Genomic DNA, 21704 nt, shown 5'->3' on the forward strand with positions numbered 1-21704 from the left:
GGGCATGGCGCCGCTGTATTTTTGCAACTTCAACTTCCAATGGGTCCTAAAACGACATGGCAAACCCGGACGCCCTGAATCAGCAGCGATCTTCTGCTCGCCTGCTGCAACCGACCGTCAAATCGCATCTGGCCTACACGCTGCTGTGTGCACTGGTCATGATGGTGATGTTTTCCGTGCTGCGCCTCGCGCTGCTGGTCTACAACCGCGAGATGATCCTCGACACTCCGGCTTCGACCTTCCTCGAAGCCTTCGCCAATGGCCTGCGTTTCGACCTGCGCCTGGTGGTTTACCTGTGCATTCCGCTGGTGCTGGCACTGTTCAGTGCCCGCGCCATGGCCGCACGCGGTTTCTTCCGTCTGTGGCTGACCATCGCTTCGAGCATCGCGCTGTTCCTCGGCCTGATGGAGATGGACTTCTACCGCGAGTTCCACCAGCGCCTCAACGGTCTGGTGTTTCAGTACGTGAAGGAAGACCCGAAAACCGTGATGAGCATGCTCTGGTACGGTTTTCCGGTGGTGCGTTACCTGCTGGCGTGGGTCATCGGCACTGTCATTCTGACCCTCGCGTTCAAAGGTGCCGATCGTGCCACGCGTCCGCGCGGGCCTTTCAGCGGCGGTAGCGTCAGCAGCCGTCAGGTCGCGCCGTGGTACACCCGGCTGGCGGTGTTCGTGGTCTGCCTGCTGATCTGCGTGGTTGCCGCTCGTGGCACCCTGCGTCAGGGCCCGCCAATGCGTTGGGGTGACGTGTACACCACCGATTCCAACTTCGCCAACCAGCTCGGCCTCAACGCCACGCTGTCGCTGATCGAGGCCGCCAAGTCGCGCATGGGCGAGGATCGCGACAACATCTGGAAAGCCACGTTGCCGCAAGAGCAGGCGCAGAAAGTCGTGCGCGACATGCTGCTGATGCCAGACGACAAACTGGTCGATGCCGATATTGCCGCTGTACGCCGTGATTACACGCCGCCGGCCGACAAGACCCTGCCGATCAAGAACGTTGTGGTGATCCTGATGGAAAGCATGGCCGGTCACTCGGTCGGTGCATTGGGCGCGCCAGGCAACATCACGCCATACCTGGACAAACTGTCCAAGGAAGGCCTGCTGTTCGACCGCTTCTTCTCCAACGGTACGCACACCCACCAGGGCATGTTCGCGACCATGGCCTGCTTCCCCAACCTGCCAGGTTTCGAATACCTGATGCAGACCCCGGAAGGCAGCCACAAGCTGTCCGGCCTGCCGCAGGTGCTCAGCGCCCGTGACTACGACGACGTGTACGTCTACAACGGTGACTTCGCCTGGGACAACCAGTCGGGCTTCTTCAGCAACCAGGGCATGACCAACTTCGTTGGCCGTAACGACTTCGTCAACCCGGTGTTCTCCGATCCGACCTGGGGCGTGTCCGACCAAGACATGTTCGACCGTGGCCTGCAGGAGCTGAAAGCGCGCGAAAACGGCAAGCCGTTCTATGCGCTGCTGCAAACCCTGTCCAACCACACGCCATACGCCTTGCCGACGCCATTGCCGGTCGAGCGCGTGACCGATCGTGGCAGCCTCAACGAACACTTGACCGCCATGCGCTACTCCGACTGGGCGCTGGGTCAGTTCTTCGAGAAGGCGCGCAAAGAGCCGTACTTCAAGGAAACCCTGTTCGTCATCGTCGGCGACCACGGCTTCGGCAACGAGCGCCAGATCACCGAAATGGACCTGGGTCGCTTCAACGTGCCGATGCTGATGATCGCACCGGGCATTCAGGAGAAGTTCGGTAGCCGTGACCACACCGTGGGCACGCAGATCGACATCGTGCCGACCATCATGGGCCGTCTGGGCGGCGAAGTGCGCCATCAGTGCTGGGGCCGCGACTTGCTCAACCTGCCGGAAGGCGACACCGGTTTCGGTGTGATCAAGCCATCGGGCAGTGAGCAGACCACCGCTATTGTCACGGCCGACCAGATTCTGGTGTTGCCGAGAGACAAGGACATGGGTCCGAAAATGTGGCAGTACCAGCTGGGTGCCAACCCGCATGCCGAAGTCGTTCCGAATGCACCGCGCACTGCCGAGTTGAGGCTCAAACTCGAAGCGTTCCTGCAAACGGCAACCAAGAGCCTGATGGACAACACCGCCGGTGTCATCCACGGCAAGCCGGATTGATCGCTTGCCGACAGTAAAATCCGCGCAATAAAAAAGAGGCCCTGAACAGGGCCTCTTTTTTTGCGCTTGAAGCGTTATATCCGACCGAGTAACAGCAGGACCAACAGCACCACCAACACCACGCCGATAATGCCTGAAGGACCATAACCCCAACTTCTGGAGTGCGGGAAGACCGGCAGACCACCGATCAGCAACAGGATCAGGATAATGATTAGAATTGTGCCCATGTCGATTTCCTTGTTGATAGCGTGCGAGAAGTCTTGTGTTCAGGGGGCGACTGGAGACTAAGTAATTCCAGCCGGCTTACAAGTTCCGACTGGCGCGCATGAAAGAAAATTCAATGTTTTTTTAATGTATTTGGATTGCTCGTTTATTTCCTTTTTCCGCTCGGCTAGTTGAGAACTCACGCCGTTTGATGAAATCCAGCCCGCCACGGTTTGCCCTCACCATTCAGCAATCTGATGGAGCGTGGGCGCGCGCCGATCCTTCGCTACACTCCGCGCATCTTCCCCGGAACAACAAGGCTGTCTGCTATGCAAAATCGCATGATGATCACTGGTGCGGGCTCGGGCCTGGGTCGCGAAATCGCGCTGCGCTGGGCGCGTGAAGGCTGGCAACTGGCCTTGTCCGACGTCAGCGAACCCGGCCTGCAAGAAACCCTGAAAATGGTCCGCGAGGCGGGCGGTGACGGTTTCACTCAGCGCTGCGATGTGCGTGATTACAGCCAGCTCACCGCATTCGCTCAGGCCTGCGAAGAGAAGCTCGGTGGCATCGATATCATCGTCAACAACGCCGGTGTCGCCTCGGGCGGGTTCTTCAGCGAACTGTCGCTGGAAGACTGGGACTGGCAGATCGCGATCAACCTGATGGGCGTGGTCAAGGGCTGCAAGGCGTTCCTGCCGCTGCTCGAACAAAGCAAAGGCAAGATCATCAACATCGCCTCCATGGCCGCACTGATGCAGGGGCCGGCGATGAGCAACTACAACGTGGCCAAGGCCGGCGTGGTTGCACTCTCGGAAAGCCTGCTGATCGAACTGGCGCAGCAGGAAGTCGGCGTGCATGTGGTGTGCCCGTCGTTCTTCCAGACCAACTTGCTCGACTCGTTCCGTGGCCCGACCCCGGCGATGAAAGCGCAGGTCGGCAAGTTGCTGGAAAGTTCGCCGATTACGGCGGCGGACATCGCCGACTACATCTATCAGCAAGTGGCGGCTGGCGAATTCATGATTCTGCCCCACGAGCAGGGCCGGATGGCCTGGGCGATCAAGCAGAAGAACCCGCAACTGCTCTATAACGAAATGACCTCCATGGCGGAAAAAATGCGCGCTAAGGCCAAGCAGAACAACGGCTGACCTTGCCCGTTGCAGGCGGCGTCGTTAGGGTGACCGCAATGGTCACCCTGTCGAGACGCGTCAATGCTCAATTACTTGTGGTTCTTTCTCGCGGCGCTGTTTGAAATCGCCGGTTGTTTCGCATTCTTCATGTGGCTGCGTCAGGGCAAAAGTGCCTTGTGGGTAATTCCTGCGCTGCTCAGTCTGACCTTGTTCGCGCTGTTGCTGACCCGTGTCGAAGCCAACTACGCCGGTCGTGCCTATGCCGCTTACGGCGGGATTTACATCGTCGCGTCGATAGGCTGGCTGATGGTGGTCGAGCGCGTTCGTCCATTGGGTTCGGACTGGATCGGCGTGGCGTTGTGCGTAATCGGCGCCAGCGTGATTCTGTTCGGGCCACGGTTTTCCGCTGCCTGAATGGGTCATTTGTGGGAAACGTCTTACGTCTCGGTGTTAGTGGGTCTGTAAGGCAAAACTGATTTGCCTGCCGCGCATTGTAGAGCTGCCTCAAGCCGCGCATCTTCAGGGTTCGCTAACCCTGAAGGACGAATCTCATGCTTGTACTCAGCCGTGTCGTTGGTGAGTTGATTTCAATCGGTGACGACATTTCCCTGCGCGTGCTGTCGGTGAACGGTTCCAGCGTGCGCTTCGGCGTCGAAGCGCCACAAAAGGTCAATGTGCATCGCGCAGAGGTCTATGACCGGATCAAGCGCAAGCAGGCCACCGAAAAGCTCCGCTGAGAAATTTCAGTCGAACAGATGCTTGGGCACATCGTGCTTGAGCATCAACTGGCACTGCTCGCTTTCCGGGTCGAAGACGATCAGTGCCTGGCCTTTGGTCAGTGCTTGACGTACGCGCAGCACACGGGTTTCCAGCGGCGTGTCATCGCCATTGTCGGTGCCGTCGCGGGTGACGAAATCCTCGATGAGGCGGGTGAGGGTGTCGACTTCAAGTTGGTCGTGGGGAATGAGCATGGGCACCTCGGTCAAATCAATGTCGGGATGCTACGGCGATTGCTGGTTGCCTGCCAGTTTTGTGTTGCCTGGGCCGGCCCTTTCGCGAGCAGGCTCGCTCCCACATTTGGAATGCGTCCCCATGTGGGAGCGAGCTTGCTCGCGAAGGCGATGGTTCTGCCAACAAAGAGTTAACTGTCGGAGCGCTGCCCCACCAGGCTGTCCACCGACGGTACCCGCGTATCGCTCTCCATCTGCGTGTCATGTTCAATCTGATGACTGAAGCGATCCAGCGAAGCATTCGCTGGCGCCGCATCGCTGGCAAACACCGGCGGGCTCAGAATATAAGCGCCGAGCAAGCGACTGAGCGCCGCCAGACTGTCGATGTGCGTGCGCTCATAACCATGGGTCGCATCACAACCAAAAGCGAGCAGGGCAGTGCGGATATCGTGGCCCGCCGTCACTGCCGAATGCGCATCGCTGAAGTAATAGCGGAACAGGTCGCGGCGCACCGGCAATTCGTTCTCGCTGGCCAGTTTCAGCAGGTGCCGCGACAGATGATAGTCATAAGGCCCGCCGGAATCCTGCATCGCCACACTCACCGCGTGTTCGCTGGAATGCTGGCCCGGCGCGACTGGTGCGATGTCGATGCCGACAAATTCACTGACGTCCCAAGGCAACGCCGCCGCCGCACCGCTACCGGTTTCCTCGGTGATGGTGAACAGCGGATGGCAGTCGATCATCAGTTCCTGACCGCTGTCGACAATGGCTTTGAGTGATGCCAGCAGCGCCGCAACGCCGGCCTTGTCATCCAGGTGACGAGCGCTGATGTGGCCGCTTTCGGTGAATTCCGGCAGCGGGTCGAATGCCACCACGTCACCGACGCTGATGCCCAGCGAATCGCAGTCTGCTTTGGTCGCACAGTAGGCGTCCAGACGCAGCTCAACGTGATCCCAACTGATCGGCATCTCATCCACGGCGGTATTGAATGCATGCCCGGAGGCCATCAGTGGCAGGACACTGCCGCGAATCACACCATTGTCGGTAAACAGGCTGACGCGGCTGCCCTCGGCAAAACGGCTCGACCAGCAGCCGACCGGGGCGAGGGTCAGGCGACCGTTGTCTTTGATCGCACGGACGGCCGCGCCGATGGTATCGAGGTGGGCGGAAACGGCACGGTCGGGGCTGTTTTTCTTGCCCTTGAGCGTGGCGCGGATGGTACCGCGCCGGGTCATTTCGAACGGGATGCCGAGCTCCTCCAGACGCTCGGCGACGTAGCGCACGATGGTGTCGGTGAATCCGGTAGGGCTGGGAATGGCGAGCATTTCCAGGAGGACTTTTTGCAGGTAGTTGAGATCCGGTTCGGGGATTTGCGTGGTCATGGAAACTCCTGATGGGTTGAGCACTGATCGTTCCCACGCTCTGCGTGAGAATGCAGCAGGGGACGCTCTGCGTCCCAAGAGTGGACGCAGAGCGTCCGGTGAGGCGTTCCCACGCAGACGGTTCGACGCCTCGACGTGGGAACGATCAGGAAAGGGTTAAATAGCCGGCTGACTGTGCGGAAACAACAAATCGACAAACCGCTCCGCCGTCGGCTGCGGCTCATGGTTGGCCAACCCGGCGCGTTCGTTGGCCTCGATAAACACGTACTCGGGCTGATCCGCCGCCGGCACCATCAAGTCGAGCCCGACCATCGGGATATCCAGCGCCCGCGCCGCCCGCACCGCCGCATCAACCAATGTCGGATGCAAAATTGCGGTGACATCCTCCAGCGTGCCGCCGGTGTGCAGATTTGCCGTACGGCGGACAAACAGATGCTCGCCGGCCGGCAGAATGCTGCTGTAGTCATAGCCCGCCGCGTGCAGGGTGCGCTGGGTTTCGTGGTCCAGCGGGATCTTGCTTTCGCCGCTGGTCGCCGCTTGCCGCCGCCGACTCTGCGCCTCGATCAATGCGCCGATCGAATGCTGCCCATCGCCAACCACTTCCGCCGGTTTGCGAATCGCCGCCGCAACCACTTCAAAACCGATCACCAGAATCCGCAGATCGAGACCTTCGTGGAAGCTTTCCAACAGCACGCGGCTATCAAATTGCTTTGCCGTTTCGATGGCCTGTTGCACCTCTTCGATGCTCTGCAAATCCACCGCCACGCCTTGGCCCTGTTCACCGTCGAGCGGCTTGACCACCACCCGTTGATGCTCATCGAGAAAGGCCAGATTGTCGTCGGCATTGCCCGCCAGTTGTTGTGACGGCAAATTCAGACCGGCCGCTTTCAGCACTTTGTGCGTCAGGCTCTTGTCCTGACACAGGCTCATGCTGATCGCGCTGGTCAGGTCGCTCAGCGATTCGCGGCAACGCACGCGACGGCCGCCATGGCTGAGGGTGAACAGGCCGGCATCGGCGTCGTCCACTTGCACATCAATACCGCGCCGATGCGCTTCTTCAACGATGATCCGCGCATACGGATTGAACTGCGCCTCCGGCCCCGGGCCGAGAAACAGCGGCTGGTTGATGCCGTTTTTGCGCTTGATGGCGAAGGTCGACAGGTTGCGGAAACCGAGCTTGGCGTAGAGGTTTTTCGCCTGACGATTGTCGTGCAACACCGACAGGTCGAGATAGCTCAAACCGCGACTCATGAAGTGTTCGATCAAGTGCCGCACCAGCACTTCGCCGACACCCGGTCGTGAGCACTGCGGATCCACCGCCAGGCACCACAAGCTGCTGCCGTTTTCCGGGTCGTTGAAGGCCTTGTGATGATTCAGGCCCATGACGCTGCCGATTACCGCGCCGCTGTCCTCATCTTCGGCCAGCCAGTACACCGGGCCGCCCTGATGATGCGGAGTGAGCAGGGTGGCATCGATCGGCAACATGCCGCGCGCTTGATACAACTGATTGATCGCCTGCCAGTCCGCCTCACTTTGCGCCCGACGAATACGGAAGCCGCGAAATACGCGGGTGGCCTGACGGTAATCGCTGAACCACAGGCGCAAAGTATCGGAAGGGTCGAGGAACAACTGCGTCGGCTCCAGGCCGAGAATCTGCTGCGGCGCGGCGACGTACAAGGCAATGTCGCGCTCACCGGGCTGCTCTTTGAGCAACTCCTGCGCCAGCGACGCCGGATCGGGAAAGGTGTGGCCGATCAGCAAGCGGCCCCAGCCGCAATGCACCGCGATCGGCTCGGCTGCCAGCGTGCTGCCGTCTTCAGCGAGGCGTGCCTGCAGGCGTTCATAGGACGGCGTCTGACCGCGTAGCAGCCGTTGGTTGATGGCCGTGGCGTGGGGTTTCATCAATCAGATTCCTTGTTCACTGAGCCACAGGTTCAGGGCTGCCAGTTGCCACAGCTTCGAACCGCGCAACGGCGTCAACTGGCCTTGCGGATCAGTCAGCAGTTTGTCGAGCATGGCCGGGTTGAACAGGCCGCGATCCTGACTCGGATCCAGCAGCAGTTCGCGCACCCAGTTCAGCGTATCGCCCTGCAAGTGCTTGAGGCCGGGCACCGGGAAGTAGCCTTTTTTGCGGTCGATTACTTCACTTGGAATGACTCGGCGCGCGGCTTCTTTCAAGACCTGTTTGCCGCCATCCGGCAGCTTGAATTTGCCCGGAACGCGGGCAGAAAGTTCGACCAGTCGATAATCGAGAAACGGCGTACGCGCCTCCAGGCCCCAGGCCATGGTCATGTTGTCGACACGTTTGACCGGGTCATCGACCAGCATCACCGTGCTGTCCAGACGCAGGGCTTTGTCGACTGCGGCCTCGGCGCCGGGCTGGGCGAAATGTTCCTTGACGAAGTCGCCTGCGGCATCGTTCGCGGTCAGCCATTTCGGCTGCACGGTGGCGGCGTAGTCGTCGTAGCTGCGGTCGAAGAACGCGTTGCGATAGGCTGCATAAGGATCGGCCGCGCCGTCGACTTGCGGGTACCAGTGATAACCGGCGAACAGCTCATCAGCGCCCTGGCCGCTCTGCACAACCTTGCAGTGTTTGGCCACTTCACGGGACAGCAGATAGAAGGCGATGCAGTCATGGCTGACCATCGGTTCGCTCATCGCGCGGAACGCGGCGGGCAGTTGCTCGATGATTTCTTTCTCGTCGATACGCAGCTGATGATGCTGAGTGCCGTAGTGTTTGGCGATCAGATCGGAATACTGGAATTCATCGCCGCGCTCACCGCCGGCATCCTGGAAACCGATGGAAAAGGTCGACAGGTTTTCCACACCGACTTCACGCAACAGGCCGACGAGCATGCTCGAATCGACACCGCCGGACAGCAGCACACCGACGTCCACAGCGGCGCGTTGACGAATCGCCACTGCTTCGCGGGTGCTGTCGAGGACGCGGTCGACCCAGTCTTCGAGGGTCAGGTTTTTCTCGTCGTCGTGTGGGCCGTAAGGCAGCGTCCACCAGGTTTTCTGCTCGGTGCTGCCATCGGCTTCAACGCGCATCCACGTTGCTGACGGCAGCTTTTCAATGCCGGCCAGCAGGGTACGCGGCGCCGGGACCACCGCATGGAAATTCAGGTAGTGATTGAGCGCCACCGGGTCGAGAATCGGGTTGATGTCGCCGCCCTTGAGCAGTGCCGGCAATGCCGAGGCAAAGCGCAGGCGCTGGCCGGTACGCGACAGGTACAACGGCTTCACGCCGAGACGGTCGCGGGCGATGAACAGGCGCTTGGCGTCGCGTTCCCAAATGGCAAACGCGAACATGCCGTTGAGTTTCGGCAGCAGCGCTTCGCCCCAGGCGTGGTAGCCCTTGAGCAGCACCTCGGTGTCGCCACCGGAATAGAAGGCATAACCCAGCGCTTCAAGCTCGGCGCGCAGTTCCGGGAAGTTGTAGATCGCACCGTTGAAGGCCAGGGACAGGCCGAGTTGGCTGTCGATCATCGGCTGCGCCGAGCCATCCGACAGGTCCATGATTTTCAGGCGACGATGACCCAGGGCAATCGGCCCTTGGGCATGGAAGCCCCACGCGTCGGGGCCGCGAGGGGCCAGGTGATGGGTGATTCTCTCGATCGCTGCAAGGTCTGCAGGTTGTTGATCAAAACGTAACTCGCCAGCTAATCCGCACATAAAATCCTTACCGGTTTTTCCGTTGGGGAGGGGTCAAGCCATACCTCGCCAGAAGGGCGGGTACTCAGAAACTGACCCGCCCCGGTAAGTGGAGTTTTAGAACGATAAGTTATAAGTCGGCAGGTTCAAGCTTGTGCAGCAGAGCGCCCGGTTGTTCGCGCGAATGTTTTTGCACCTCGAATTGTCCGAAGTAGTCGTCAGCCATTTCGCTGTTTATGGGTGTACCGGGCTTAGCGGAGTCTGTTGCGGCCAGGCGTTTTTTCAGATCCAGCAGACGAGACAGCGCATCGTGTTTTTCGATGGCGGTCCAACGATCGAGGCCGGCGAAAACGAGGGCTAGCAATTCATCCGTGGCATAAACACGCAAGCGTCTGGTGAAGTCCTCGTTCGGGCTGTTGAGATGGGCTTCGCCTGCAAGTGACGCCTGATTCTCTCGGCGATTGGCGTAGGCGGCCTCGTTGACATTGGCAACCGCCACGGCGAGCTCCCCGGCATCGGCTGTCAACTTGTCGAGATGGCGTTCGAAAAGGTGTTTGTACAGGCCTGTCTCCAGCGGGATGAACGCGATGTTTTCTACGAACGAAATGCTTTGCAGGTTCAATGTCCGGAATTCACTTTGTTCGCGGTGGGTCAATTGCGAAATGAACAGTTCCTGCAGTTCTTTACTTGCAACGAAGTTGACGGCCAGGCGATACCTGCACTGGTCTTCACTGTCGTCCTGGTAAAAGCTGTCGCCAGGATCATTGGGGATGTATACGTAGTAACTGTCTTTGGTCGAGTGATCGGTCTGGCGACAGGTTATCAATACGGCGTCTGTCTTGTATTTGCCAAATAGCTTTATCGAATAAAGCTTGATGCTGGCGTTGTTGAACAGGTCACCATAAACAATGTCTTCGTTGCCTTTGGCAAGGTTCAACAGGGTGAAAAGCCGATAAAGAGGAAAGTTCGATTTGCTGAAATACTTTTCGTAGGCGGCGAGCTTCGTGTTTATTTTGTGCATTCGCAAGCTGATCAATTCAATACTTGAGACTCTGAACGTTCTGGAAATGTGTTTCTGGTATTCGCCCCCGAGATCAAGCTGGCGACTCAACAGCGCAAACGCTTGTGCGCTTATCTGAGTAGGCGTTGAGTCGTCGGGCGCTTGTTCGTCGAATTTGGGTAAGGTCTCGCTGTCGTCCGAGAAGTAACCGGCAGCCGCTTCCTGTTGCGTAAAATTCAGCATCGCTGCCTGCAGCAAGGTGTAGGTGTGGGAGTCGTCGTCCACGGCTGTCGCGGGTTGGAGCCTGATGCTGTCATCGACACTGAACCGCCCTCCATACTGTTGCTGCAGCGCCAATCCCAGCTTTCGCTTGCAGAAATCCTCGAGCGTTTCCAGTTTGCTCAACAATTTATCAATGTAGTTCTGGTAGGGCAGCGCCTCATCGAGTAACGCGCGGAATTCGCCAAGCCTGACCGGGTCGGCTTTGAGCAATCCGTCGCTGATGAAATGGGCAACGACGGTTGCCTTGTCCCGGTCGCCCATTTCATTGAACAGTTTTTTCAGCGTGGCTTCATTTGTCAAAACGCTTGCTTGTTGTTCTGGCTGAATAATCATGTGGAAGTCTCGTGTTGAAGAAGAGACTTGATCCTAGGCCGTCGAGACGGAAAAGAATAACGTGTTTAGTTGATCGCTTGAGCCATGAAGTTAGCGGTATTTTGATTGAAAGATATAAATATCTATCGCCACGGAAAGATCTGAATGTGTGTGTGGTATTTGCAGGAAAGATGGCGCTCGGGGCACCTGAAGTTGCCGGAAATATGGTGGTAGATATCTATGTTGTTGATGAAATTTGCTGTGGTTTTATGCGTGCAGGAACATGAGATTACGGAAGGTTTATTGCTCTTCGATTTCGATATGTTCAAACCTCCATTTCGCAATAAAGGACTATTGCCGATGTCAACCAAAGTAAAGGTTCCACAAACAATCCTCAGCACATTGCTCGATGCCACAGAGGATCTCGATACCGCTCGGACTCTGCAAAAAGCCTGCCGGCGCATTTATTGAAAGCGACGGTGACCGCTTTGTCGGCCATTGATCAGACAAGCCGTGATCTGCACCAGATTCAGGCGACCGTGGCGGCCGACCTGCTCGCATTGAAGCCCTTGCAGACTTTCTGCATCAATGAACTGAGCGATGCCTTGAGTCGCAAATGGTCGGTAGTTTTTGATGTCGAGAAAGACTTTCTGAGTTTGCCGGGCGTTGATTGCGGTTGCCCTGCGACTTCAACCGACGAGAACGGAATTCAGACGTTCCCGCACGCCACAATGACGCTGCTGCAAGCGGCGATGCAGAACTTCAGCGAAGACGAGGCGCAAGAGAGCTTTCCGCAAGGCAGTTTTATTCGAGTGCACAGTGCCCGGGACGGTGTCACCGGGCTGACCCCGGCGACGTTTGCCGCTTTTTGCCGAGAGCTGGATTTGGGCAAGCGCTACCAAGAGCATTTCCAGCAGGTGTTCGGCTTGCGCGACAGCGATGACAAGGTGATCGCCACCAGCACCATGACCGCTGATATCGCGCAAATGAAAAAGCTGCTGTTGCAATTCGACCTGCACCAGGCCGCGCTTAAAAGCCATATCACCCCGGCCGGTCAGCAAATGCTGCAGAAGCTGATCGACGTCGATGGCGTGGTGTCAGCGCAAACCCTGCGCTATGGCAACCGAACGCTGATCATGCAAGGCATTGAGATTTTCGACAGTTGTGTCTGGGGCGTGGTGGTGTTTTCTGCCCGTTCGGTGGAGTTGTACCCCGATGAGTGGTGCCTGGTGTACATGGCGGGTGAGCCCGAGCGACCGCTGTACGAATACAGCAGTTTTACCGCGTTCAAGCAGTACCTGACGCAGCAGTTGAAGTTAACGAGTTACAAGGATTACTTCGCCAGCAGCATTGTTGAAGACGACAAGGCCGACTTTTTCAGATCCGTCGCTGATAGCGCTGAACTGGGCCACATCAAGCAGTTGGCGATCACCGTGGCGCTCTTTGAATTCATGGTGCAAAGCCACGTCGGCAAGGTGCAACTCGATGCGCGCAAGCTGGCCGTGCCGACCGCCGATATTGATGAGGAGGTGCGCCAGAAGCGCTTGCTGGATTTTCTTCAGTTGGGTGTGACCATCGTTTCCGTGGCTGGCCTCGTGGTGCCCGTGCTTGGCCAGTTGATGATGGGCGTTGCAGTCGGACAGTTGCTCGGCGAGGTTTATGAAGGTGTCGAGGACTGGCGTCATGGCGATCATCAGCAAGCGCTGTCGCATCTGTTGAGCGTGGCGGAAAATATCGCGCTGATGGGCGTCTTTGCCGGCGGGCAAAAAACCTTGGGCGCGCTTGGCAAAAAACTGCTGCGCTCACACCCGGAGTTCTTCGGTGAATTCAGTGCCATTCTCAACAGTGCCGGCAAGCCGCGACTGTGGAAACCTGAACTCTCACGCTATGAGCATTTCCTCCCGGCGGGTTTGACGGTCGCGCCGAGCTCCACCGAGTTTTATCAGATCGGCGCGAAAACCATGGCCCGCGTCGATCACCGGTTCTTCGCCGGACCTTATGATTCCGCTGCGAAAGTCTGGCGTCTGGAACACGCCGAGCGTGCGCAGGCTTATGTTCCAGAGCTTGTCCGGCATGTCGAAGGTGGCTGGCGGCTGCCCGCCGAAGAACCGCAAAAATGGGGCAGTTCGGCGTACACGCTCAAGCGTATCGATCCGCAGTTGAACGAATTCGTCGATACCGATCTGGACATGATGCGCCGCCTCAGCGACACCTCGCACGAAGGCTTGCAACAGGCCTTTACCGACAATCTGAGCTTGCCTGTACGCTTGCGTGAAACCGTGGAGCGCGCGCGTATCGTGCGCCAGTTGCGGCAATTGACCCTCGAACTGCAGAGCGGCGAAGTCCATTCCGGCCAGCCTGTCGAAGAGCAGTTGCAGGCCTTGCCGAAAATGCCCGGCTGGCCGACCGACCGCTACATCGAGGTGACCGACGCCGAAGGCAGCGTGACGGCAACCTATCCCCTGACCAAGGCCCTCGACGAATCGCTGGGTGTGGTAGTCAGCGAACAGCAACTGGCGCGCGGGCAGTTGTTGCAAACCGTGCTTGATGGCCTGTACCAGAACGAAGTCGACGCCTTGCTGGGCAGCAAAGTCGCGAAAAGCGCCAAAGAATCGATCCTGGCAAAGAAACTGGGCGCGGCGCTCAAGGCAGATCATCGCGCAGCTTTCGAGCGTATGTATCAGCGCGCCGATCAGAGTGACGTTGGCGATGTTGTGAAGTTGCGCCGCGTGTTTGCCGACATCCCGGCACGCTATGCGAAAGCGCTCATCGATCGCGCGCCGAGTGCGCAGCGCCTGCATCTGCGCTCGACCGGTCGAGTGCCGCTGAGGCTCGGGCAGCAAGTCAGGGTGGGGATCGAACAGGTGCGTCTGGATCGCGCCCTGGCGGGGTTTCATTGGCCGCGGCTCGCCAATGCCGACACCGACAGTCTGGCGATTGAGTTGCTGCCCCGTCTGAGTGGTTGGGATTCCCTGCGTCTGGAGCTACGCGACAAGACGCTCAGCGGGCCGATTCTGCAAGCCGTTGGCGACGCGTCGGCGACTCCCGCCGATACTTGTTCGCTGGTGAAAACCGCCGAGGGCTATGAAGCGTTTGGCGGCGATGGCAAAAGCCTCGGCACGGTTGCTTCCGGCCCTGACGCCCTGTACGCCGCCATCCTCAAGGCACTGCCGCCACGCCAACGAATAGCCGCCGGATTTCCCGAGCCGGTGCCGGCCGACACCACACGGCTGCGCAAACAGTTGCTCAACATTGCACTGGATGAGCGTGAGGCCACGGCACGCACGCTGATCCGCGGCAAATCCGAACCACTGGTCGTCGAACCTGCCTGTATCCAGGGCGATCAGCCGCCGGCGGTGAAGCATCCGCCCGCGCTGATGCGCAAAGTCCGCAAGCTCTATCCGCGCCTGAGTGAAGCGCAGGCCAGTAAATTCATTGAGAGTCTGGGAGAAGACCTGTTGACCCGTGCGACACGGGTCAATGACTTGCGCCGGGATCTGCAGAGCCTGCGTGAAGCGCTGTTTCTCTGGAGCGAGGATACCGCCGCCATGAGCACGCTGGGAGGGGATCTGGCTGATGTGCGGCACAGCCGCAAGACCATGACCGAGCTGATCGAAAACGGATTCCGTCGGTTCTACTCCGTCAACAATGAAAATGGAAAATCGGTCGGTGTCTTGCGTCTTGATGGCATGCGCGTCGGCAAGTTGCCGACGCTGCCACCGGGGATCAGTTTTGACCACCTCCAGCAATTGTCCATGAAGGACATGGAGCTGGACGATGATGTGGCGTACTTCCTCAAGTCATTCACAAAACTCGAGTCGCTGGAGCTCGACCAGAACGCCATGACTCGTTTTCCTGAAGTGCTGTCGCATATGCCCGATCTGGCCCACTTGAGTCTGGCGCAGAACAAGATCCAGTTGACCGCGCAGACGCTGACAAAGCTCAACGGTATGCGATCGCTGCACTATCTGAATCTCAATAAAAATCCGCTGGGTGCCACACCGGATGTCAGTCAGATGTTCAATCTGCGCCGTCTGTTGCTGCAAGAAACTGGCCTCACGGAAATGCCCAAGGGGCTTGCGCGTCTGCTGTATCTGGATTGGGTGGACTTGCGCAGCAATGCCATAACAAGCCTGCCTGACTGGCTGTTCAAGACTCCGCGACGTTTCAGCCAGGCGCTGGACCTGGGCCTCAATCCTCTGGTCGAGCCGAGCAAAACCCACCTTGAGAATTATCGCGACAATTTCGGCGTCGGCATGGGCTATCTGGAAAACGATATCGCGCGACTCGACGAGCAACAGGCACGCTCGCTTTGGCTTTCTGAGGAGACGGGTGAGGTTTGGGCCAGGCGTGAACGGATCTGGAACGCATTCAAGGATGATTCACGCGCCGAGGGCCTGTTTCATTTGCTTTCTGAACTGGGCAATACCGCCGATTCGGAGAAGGTCAGCAAGGACATGCAGCGGCGGGTCTGGGCCGTGCTGGAGGCAGCCGAGTCCGACAGCGCGCTGTGTGATCAGGTACTCAGCGCGGCCGCCAACCCGATCAATTGCACCGACACGGCGGCGATCAATTTCAGTTATCTGGAGGTCGCTGTGGAAGTCGATCGCGTGACCCGGGGCGCGGGTGGCCGGATCAACAGCGCCAAGCCGCTGCTCGAACTGGGGCGCGGTCTGTTCCGCCTGGAACAACTGAACGAAATTGCTCAGGAACATGCCGCCAAGGCCCCGACAGTCGATCCGCTGGAGGTGAATCTGGCCTATCGCATTGGCCTCGCCAAGGCGCTGGATTTGCCAGGCCAGCCGCAAAACATGCGTTTTGGCATACTGGGTGGGGTAACCGCAGCCGATCTGGAGGTGGCGAAACACCAGGTCGCCACAGCGGAACTCTCGCCAAAATGGTTGAAGTTCATGAGTGAACGGTCATTCTGGAGAGCCTACCTGCAACGCACATTTGCGCGAAAATTTTCCCCTCTCGAGGATGTGTATGCGCCGCGCATGAGTGCTTTGGACGCGCAGCAGGACGAGTTGTCCGATGCCGACTATTTGAGCCAGGCGGAAGTCATCAAGGCCGAACGGCAAAGCGCCATAGACGATGTGGTGACGCTTCTGACCACCGATGCGCTGCGCGTTGCCGACCTGGGTCTTTGCACCCTGAGCGACGTATGAGCACTACTTGCCACGAATCAGTTTGCGCAACACGAAACGGTTGGGATGACAGGCTTCGGCGACGCTTCTGGGCAGCGGCAGTGGTTCGTTGTCCAGCCAGGCAGCCAGCAGCTCGCCCGATAGCGGCGCGGTGATCAGTCCTCGCGAACCATGGCCGCTGTTGATGTACAGGCCGTCGAGCCACGGGCAGACGATGGCCGGCACCTGACGGGCGTCTTTGCTCAGCGCCGCATAAGCGTCGAGGAATGCTTCGCGATCGGCCAGCGGGCCGACAATCGGCAAATAGTCAGGGCTGGTGCAGCGAAAGGCTGCACGGCCCTGCAGGTTTTCGACAGGCTGTTCACTGATCTGCAGACGCGCGACGAGGTCAGTGGAAATTTCTTCGAGCATCGCCAGATTGCCGGCGTGTTCGGCGGTGGTCGGCGTCAGGTCATCGCTGTTGAAATCGAAACTGGCGCCGAGGGTGTGCTCGCCCAAACGGGCAGGCGCGACGTAGCCTTCGGCACAGACCACCGTGGCCAGCGTCTGACTTTCTGCGGTTTCGGCGAGACGCGTGATCTGCCCGCGAATGCGTTTGAGCGGTAACTCGGCACTCTGGGGGAAGCGTTTGATCTCGGCGGCACCGGCCAGCACCACGACCGGCGCGCTGGCGAGCAGACGGTCACCGTCCAGCGCTTGCCACTGACCATCGACTTTGCGCAGTTGTAGCGCTTCGCAATGGCTGAGCAGTTCGATGTTTGGCTGCGCCGCTTGCGCCTGACACAGCGCTGGCGGATGCACCCAACCCCCTTCGGGATAGTACAAACCGCCATGGCTCACGCCGACCCCGGCGCGGGCCTGCGCCTCGGGCTGATCCAGCCACTGCAACAGGTCTTGCGGGAAGGCTTCAGCCAACTGCGCGTGACGCTCGGCTTCCTTGGCATTGAACGCCAGTTGCAGCACGCCACAATCGTCCCAGTCAGTGCCGCGTTGCAGAGTTTCCAGCAGGCGCCGGGTGTAACCGAAACCGCTGACGATCAGCTGCGACAGCGCCGTGCCGTGGGCCGACAATTTCAGGTACAGCACGCCCTGCGGATTGCCCGAGGCTTCCTGCGCCACGGCTGCATGGCGTTCGAGCAACGTCACCTGCCAGCCGCGTGCGGCCAGGCTGGACGCCGTGGCACATCCGGCGAGACCGGCGCCAATCACCAGTGCTCGACGGTCATTGGTGATCGGGGCAGGGCGAGCAAACCAGGGTTTTTCCGGCGTCGGCGGTGTCACCTCTGCCGGCCAGCCGAGGAATTCGCCACGGAGGATTTCCCACTTGTGGCCGATGCCCGGCGTGCGCTTCATTTTGAACCCGGCGGCATTCAGCAAACGCCGTACCCAACCGGTGCTGGTGAAGGTGCTGATGGTCGAGCCGGGGGCTGCCAGTCGCGCCAGTTCGACAAACAGTTCGGCGGTCCACATGTCGGGGTTTTTCGCCGGGGCGAAACCGTCGAGAAACCACGCGTCGATCTGTGCGTCGAGCTGCGGCAGTTGCTCCAGTGCATCGCCGATCAACAGCGTCAATGTCACGCGGCCGTTGGCCAGGGTGATGCGCTGAAAGCCTGCGTGAATGGCCACGTAATGCGTCAGCAACTGATCGGCCAGCGGCTTGAGTTCTGGCCAGAGTGCCAAGGCACGCTTCAGATCGGCCGGGCTCAGCGGATATTTTTCGACGCTGACGAAATGCAGCCGCGCACCGGCGACGGCGTGTTGCTCGAACAACTGCCAGGCACAGAGAAAATTCAGCCCGGTGCCAAAACCGGTTTCACCAATAACCAGACGACCAGTTGCCGGCAGTGCGGCAAAACGCTCGGCCAGACGGTTTTGTTCGAGGAACACATAACGGGTTTCATCCAGACCTGATTTGTCGGAAAAATACACGTCATCGAACACCCGCGAACGCGGGCGTCCCTGGTCATCCCAGTCGAGTTGGGCGTGGGGCAATTCGGCTTTCATGGCAGGCTCGGCAACGACAAGGCGGCCATTCTAGCCGATCGCGCAGGCGCTGCTTGATCCATGGCAAGGCTTGCGCCCGACGACTCGCGGACAATCCGCCACCCGCGGGAATTTCTGCGCCGTTGCTGTGCCCAATCCGCTAGTCTTGCTGAATCCTGGAAGGAGCCGTCCCATGTTTGAATCCGCTGAAATCGGTCACGCCATCGACAAAGATACCTATGAGGCGGCCGTCCCGGCATTGCGCGAAGCCTTGCTCGAAGCCCAGTTCGAATTGCAGCAGCAGAAGCGTTTCCCGGTGATCGTCTTGATCAACGGTATCGAAGGTGCGGGCAAGGGCGAGACGGTCAAGTTGCTCAACGAGTGGATGGATCCGCGCCTGATCGAAGTGCGCACTTTCGATCAGCAGACCGATGAAGAACTGGCGCGGCCACCGGCCTGGCGTTACTGGCGGATGCTCCCGGCCAAGGGGCGCATGGGGATTTTCTTCGGCAACTGGTACAGCCAGATGCTGCAGGGCAGGGTGCATGGCTTGTTCAAGGATCCGCGTCTGGATCAGGCGATTGCCGGCGCCGAGCGTCTGGAAAAGATGCTCTGCGACGAAGGCGCGCTGATCTTCAAGTTCTGGTTTCACCTGTCCAAGAAGCAGATGAAGGCGCGGCTCAAGGCGCTGGCCGATGATCCGCTGCACAGTTGGCGCATCAGCCCGCTTGACTGGCAGCAATCGCAAACCTACGACAAATTCGTCAAATACGGCGAGCGCGTGCTGCGCCGTACCAGTCGTGACTACGCGCCATGGCATGTGATCGAGGGCGCCGACGCCAATTACCGCAGCCTGGCGGTCGGCAAGATACTCCTCGAAGGTTTGCAGAGCGCGCTGAAACGCCCGGACGTACATCCCCACGATGTCAGCGCCGCACCGCTGGGCACGCCGGTCGATCAGTTGAACCTGCTCGACAGCCTCGACCTGACTCAGCGTCTGGAGAAGAAAGATTACGAAGAACAACTGATCACCGAGCAGGCGCGCCTGTCCGGGTTGATGCGCGACAAACGCATGCGCCGCCACGCGTTGGTGGCGGTGTTCGAAGGCAACGACGCGGCGGGCAAGGGCGGGGCGATCCGTCGGGTCGCGGCGGCGCTCGATCCGCGCCAGTACAACATCGTGCCGATTGCCGCACCGACCGAAGAAGAAAGAGCGCAGCCGTACTTGTGGCGTTTCTGGCGGCACATCCCGGCGCGTGGCAAGTTCACCGTGTTCGACCGCTCCTGGTACGGCCGGGTGTTGGTGGAGCGGGTCGAAGGTTTCTGCACGCCGGCCGACTGGTTGCGCGCCTATGGCGAAATCAACGACTTTGAAGAGCAACTGGCCGACGCCGGAGTTATTGTGGTCAAGTTCTGGCTGGCCATTGATAAAGACACGCAGATGGAGCGCTTCCAGGCGCGCGAAGAGATTCCGTTCAAACGCTTCAAGATCACCGAGGACGACTGGCGTAACCGCGACAAGTGGGACGCCTATAGGGCCGCCGTGGGCGATATGGTCGACCGCACCAGTTCCGAGATCTCGCCGTGGACCCTGGTCGAGGCCAATGACAAGCGCTGGGCGCGGGTCAAAGTGTTGCGCACGATCAACCGTGCACTGGAAGAAGCTTTCGAGAAATCCGACAAACACGCGAAGAAACACAAGGACTGAGCCGATGGACACGCATACGCGGGGTGAATGATTGTCGCGGTCGTTGATGCGGTGGACTTATGCTCAAGTCCACTCTCAACTGACAACAACAATGAGGTATGCCATGCGTGAAGTGGTGATCGTCGACAGCGTGCGGACTGGCCTGGCCAAATCCTTTCGCGGCAAGTTCAACCAGACCCGTCCCGATGACATGGCGGCTCATTGTGTCAACGCCCTGCTTGAGCGCAACGACATCGACCCGGCCACCGTCGAGGATTGCATCGTCGGCGCCGGCTCCAACGAAGGTGCGCAGGGCTACAACATCGGCCGCAATGTCGCGGTGCTCTCGCGTTTGGGCACTGGCACCGCCGGCATGACCCTCAACCGTTTCTGCTCGTCGGGCTTGCAGGCGATTGCGATTGCCGCCAACCAGATTGCCTCGGGTTGCAGCGACATCATCGTCGCTGGCGGTGTCGAGTCGATCAGCCTGACGATGAAAAGCGTCAACACCGATCACCTGATCAACCCTCTGCTCAAGCAACAGTCGCCGGGCATCTATTACACGATGGGCCAGACTGCCGAAGTAGTGGCGCGGCGTTATGGCGTCAGCCGAGAAGCGCAGGACCGCTACTCGCTGCAAAGTCAGACTCGCACGGCGCAGGCGCAGGCGGCCGGCTTGTTCAACGATGAAATCGTGCCGATGGCAGTGAAGTATCGCGTCGAGGACAAAAACACTGGCGAGGTGCAGATTCTCGACGGCTTGGTCGATCGCGATGATTGCAATCGTCCGGACACCACTTATGAAAGCCTTGCTGGATTGAAACCGGTGTTTGCTGAAGACGGTTCGGTGACAGCGGGCAACTCGTCGCAACTGTCCGACGGTGCGTCGATGACCTTGGTGATGAGCCTGGAAAAAGCCCTGCAATTGGGCCTCAAGCCGAAAGCGTTTTTCCGTGGTTTTACCGTGGCCGGATGCGAGCCGGACGAGATGGGCATCGGCCCGGTGTTCTCGGTGCCGAAATTGCTCAAGGCCAAGGGCTTGCAAGTGGCGGATATCGACTTGTGGGAGTTGAACGAGGCATTTGCTTCGCAGTGCCTGTACAGCCGTGATCGGCTGGAAATCGACAACGACAAGTACAACGTCAACGGCGGCTCGATTTCCATTGGGCACCCGTTTGGCATGACCGGGTCGCGGCAGGTCGGGCATCTGGTGCGGGAGTTGCAGCGGCGTAATTTGCGTTACGGCATCGTGACCATGTGTGTGGGCGGCGGGATGGGTGCGACGGGGCTGTTTGAAGCGGTGCGTTGATCCTCAAGTTATTAGTTGTCTGTTCTGGCCTCTTCGCGAGCAGGCTCGCTCCCACAGTGGATCTTCAGTGAACACCTATTTTGGGTAGACCAGAGATCCAGTGTGGGAGCGAGCCTGCTCGCGAAGGCATCGACCGGATTTACCGGTTCGAATCTTGTAGCTGCATCCGCGCGATATAAGCTTTTATCTCCAGCTCAGCCTTTTCGGCACTGTCGAACGGCCCCTCAAGGGTATTTTCCCGAGTGCTGAAATACAGTTCGCCATTGACCCGGCACACCCGGTCGCTGCGAAAGCGCGTGGCGGGGGCGCTGTCCTGCGCGCGCATTGCTAACATGATCGGTCTCCTTGGCTGATGCGCTGAAAGGGATCCAATGAGCTTATGCCTGAAGCACTTGGCGCGCCCGCCCAGCCGATCAACGGCACCGCGTCAATTTAATGCTGCGACCTGCACAGTTTCATTCGCGTCCTGACCGCAACTGTCCCTGTGTCGCGACCAGTGGCAGGCCTAGAATGG

Annotated in this window: 16 protein-coding genes; 8 read left to right on the forward strand and 8 right to left on the reverse strand. The window is 59.2% G+C overall.

All coding sequences use genetic code 11. The features are described from left to right. Positions 1-56 precede the first annotated feature (56 nt). Positions 57-2150, forward strand: coding sequence for an LTA synthase family protein (locus F8N44_RS17400; RefSeq protein WP_150651147.1), 2094 nt, complete (start codon positions 57-59; stop codon positions 2148-2150). A 74-nt stretch (positions 2151-2224) separates the two neighbouring features. Here F8N44_RS17400 and F8N44_RS17405 read toward each other — a convergent pair whose 3' ends face one another. After that, positions 2225-2383: a DUF3309 family protein gene (locus tag F8N44_RS17405; protein ID WP_169432680.1), complete on the reverse strand. Its 159-nt coding sequence runs from the start codon at positions 2381-2383 to the stop codon at positions 2225-2227. Between the two features lie 300 nt (positions 2384-2683). Here F8N44_RS17405 and F8N44_RS17410 point away from each other — a divergent pair, with 300 nt between their 5' ends. From F8N44_RS17410 to csrA, 3 genes are all read left to right on the forward strand, one after another. Then, the gene (locus F8N44_RS17410; protein WP_095120542.1) at positions 2684-3499 is read left to right on the forward strand and encodes an SDR family oxidoreductase; all 816 of its coding nucleotides are present in this window, start codon (positions 2684-2686) and stop codon (positions 3497-3499) included. Positions 3500-3562: 63 nt separating this feature from the next. Further along, on the forward strand, positions 3563-3895 hold the full coding sequence (locus F8N44_RS17415; RefSeq protein WP_008088571.1) for a YnfA family protein: 333 nt from the start codon (positions 3563-3565) through the stop codon (positions 3893-3895). Positions 3896-4032: 137 nt separating this feature from the next. Next, on the forward strand, positions 4033-4218 hold the full coding sequence (csrA, locus tag F8N44_RS17420; protein ID WP_007908359.1) for a carbon storage regulator CsrA: 186 nt from the start codon (positions 4033-4035) through the stop codon (positions 4216-4218). A gap of 6 nt (positions 4219-4224) precedes the next feature. On the opposite strand, the gene F8N44_RS17425 is transcribed toward csrA, so the two are convergent. The 5 genes from F8N44_RS17425 to F8N44_RS17450 form a co-directional block, all read right to left on the reverse strand. Further along, positions 4225-4452 carry a YheU family protein gene (locus tag F8N44_RS17425; RefSeq protein ID WP_003199186.1) on the reverse strand — a complete coding sequence of 76 codons (228 nt, stop codon included), beginning with the start codon at positions 4450-4452 and terminating at the stop codon, positions 4225-4227. Between the two features lie 170 nt (positions 4453-4622). Beyond that, positions 4623-5813, reverse strand: coding sequence for an osmoprotectant NAGGN system M42 family peptidase (locus tag F8N44_RS17430; RefSeq protein ID WP_038364408.1), 1191 nt, complete (start codon positions 5811-5813; stop codon positions 4623-4625). Between the two features lie 156 nt (positions 5814-5969). Beyond that, entirely contained in the window at positions 5970-7715 is a 1746-nt protein-coding gene (gene ngg, locus F8N44_RS17440; RefSeq protein ID WP_150651149.1) for an N-acetylglutaminylglutamine synthetase, read from the reverse strand. A gap of 3 nt (positions 7716-7718) precedes the next feature. Further along, positions 7719-9491 carry an N-acetylglutaminylglutamine amidotransferase gene (locus F8N44_RS17445; protein ID WP_150651150.1) on the reverse strand — a complete coding sequence of 591 codons (1773 nt, stop codon included), beginning with the start codon at positions 9489-9491 and terminating at the stop codon, positions 7719-7721. Between the two features lie 109 nt (positions 9492-9600). Beyond that, complete coding sequence (locus F8N44_RS17450) at positions 9601-11085, reverse strand: dermonecrotic toxin domain-containing protein (RefSeq protein ID WP_150651151.1); 1485 nt, start codon at positions 11083-11085, stop codon at positions 9601-9603. Between the two features lie 219 nt (positions 11086-11304). Here F8N44_RS17450 and F8N44_RS31785 point away from each other — a divergent pair, with 219 nt between their 5' ends. Beyond that, entirely contained in the window at positions 11305-11535 is a 231-nt protein-coding gene (locus tag F8N44_RS31785; RefSeq protein WP_224794781.1) for a hypothetical protein, read from the forward strand. 8 nt (positions 11536-11543) lie between these two features. Beyond that, entirely contained in the window at positions 11544-16232 is a 4689-nt protein-coding gene (locus F8N44_RS17460) for an NEL-type E3 ubiquitin ligase domain-containing protein (protein WP_224794782.1), read from the forward strand. Positions 16233-16235: 3 nt separating this feature from the next. Here F8N44_RS17460 and mnmC read toward each other — a convergent pair whose 3' ends face one another. Further along, entirely contained in the window at positions 16236-18215 is a 1980-nt protein-coding gene (gene mnmC / locus F8N44_RS17465; protein ID WP_150651153.1) for a bifunctional tRNA (5-methylaminomethyl-2-thiouridine)(34)-methyltransferase MnmD/FAD-dependent 5-carboxymethylaminomethyl-2-thiouridine(34) oxidoreductase MnmC, read from the reverse strand. 172 nt (positions 18216-18387) lie between these two features. Between mnmC and pap the strand changes: the two genes are divergently transcribed. Next, complete coding sequence (gene pap / locus F8N44_RS17470; RefSeq protein WP_150651154.1) at positions 18388-19902, forward strand: polyphosphate:AMP phosphotransferase; 1515 nt, start codon at positions 18388-18390, stop codon at positions 19900-19902. A gap of 103 nt (positions 19903-20005) precedes the next feature. Then, positions 20006-21190: a thiolase family protein gene (locus F8N44_RS17475; protein ID WP_150651155.1), complete on the forward strand. Its 1185-nt coding sequence runs from the start codon at positions 20006-20008 to the stop codon at positions 21188-21190. Positions 21191-21329: 139 nt separating this feature from the next. On the opposite strand, the gene F8N44_RS17480 is transcribed toward F8N44_RS17475, so the two are convergent. Beyond that, entirely contained in the window at positions 21330-21524 is a 195-nt protein-coding gene (locus F8N44_RS17480; RefSeq protein ID WP_150651156.1) for a DUF6316 family protein, read from the reverse strand. Between the last annotated feature and the right edge of the window lie 180 nt (positions 21525-21704).

Origin of the sequence: Pseudomonas fluorescens, assembly GCF_902497745.1 — a bacterium.
GTDB classification, from domain to species: Bacteria; Pseudomonadota; Gammaproteobacteria; order Pseudomonadales; family Pseudomonadaceae; genus Aquipseudomonas; species Aquipseudomonas fluorescens_BM.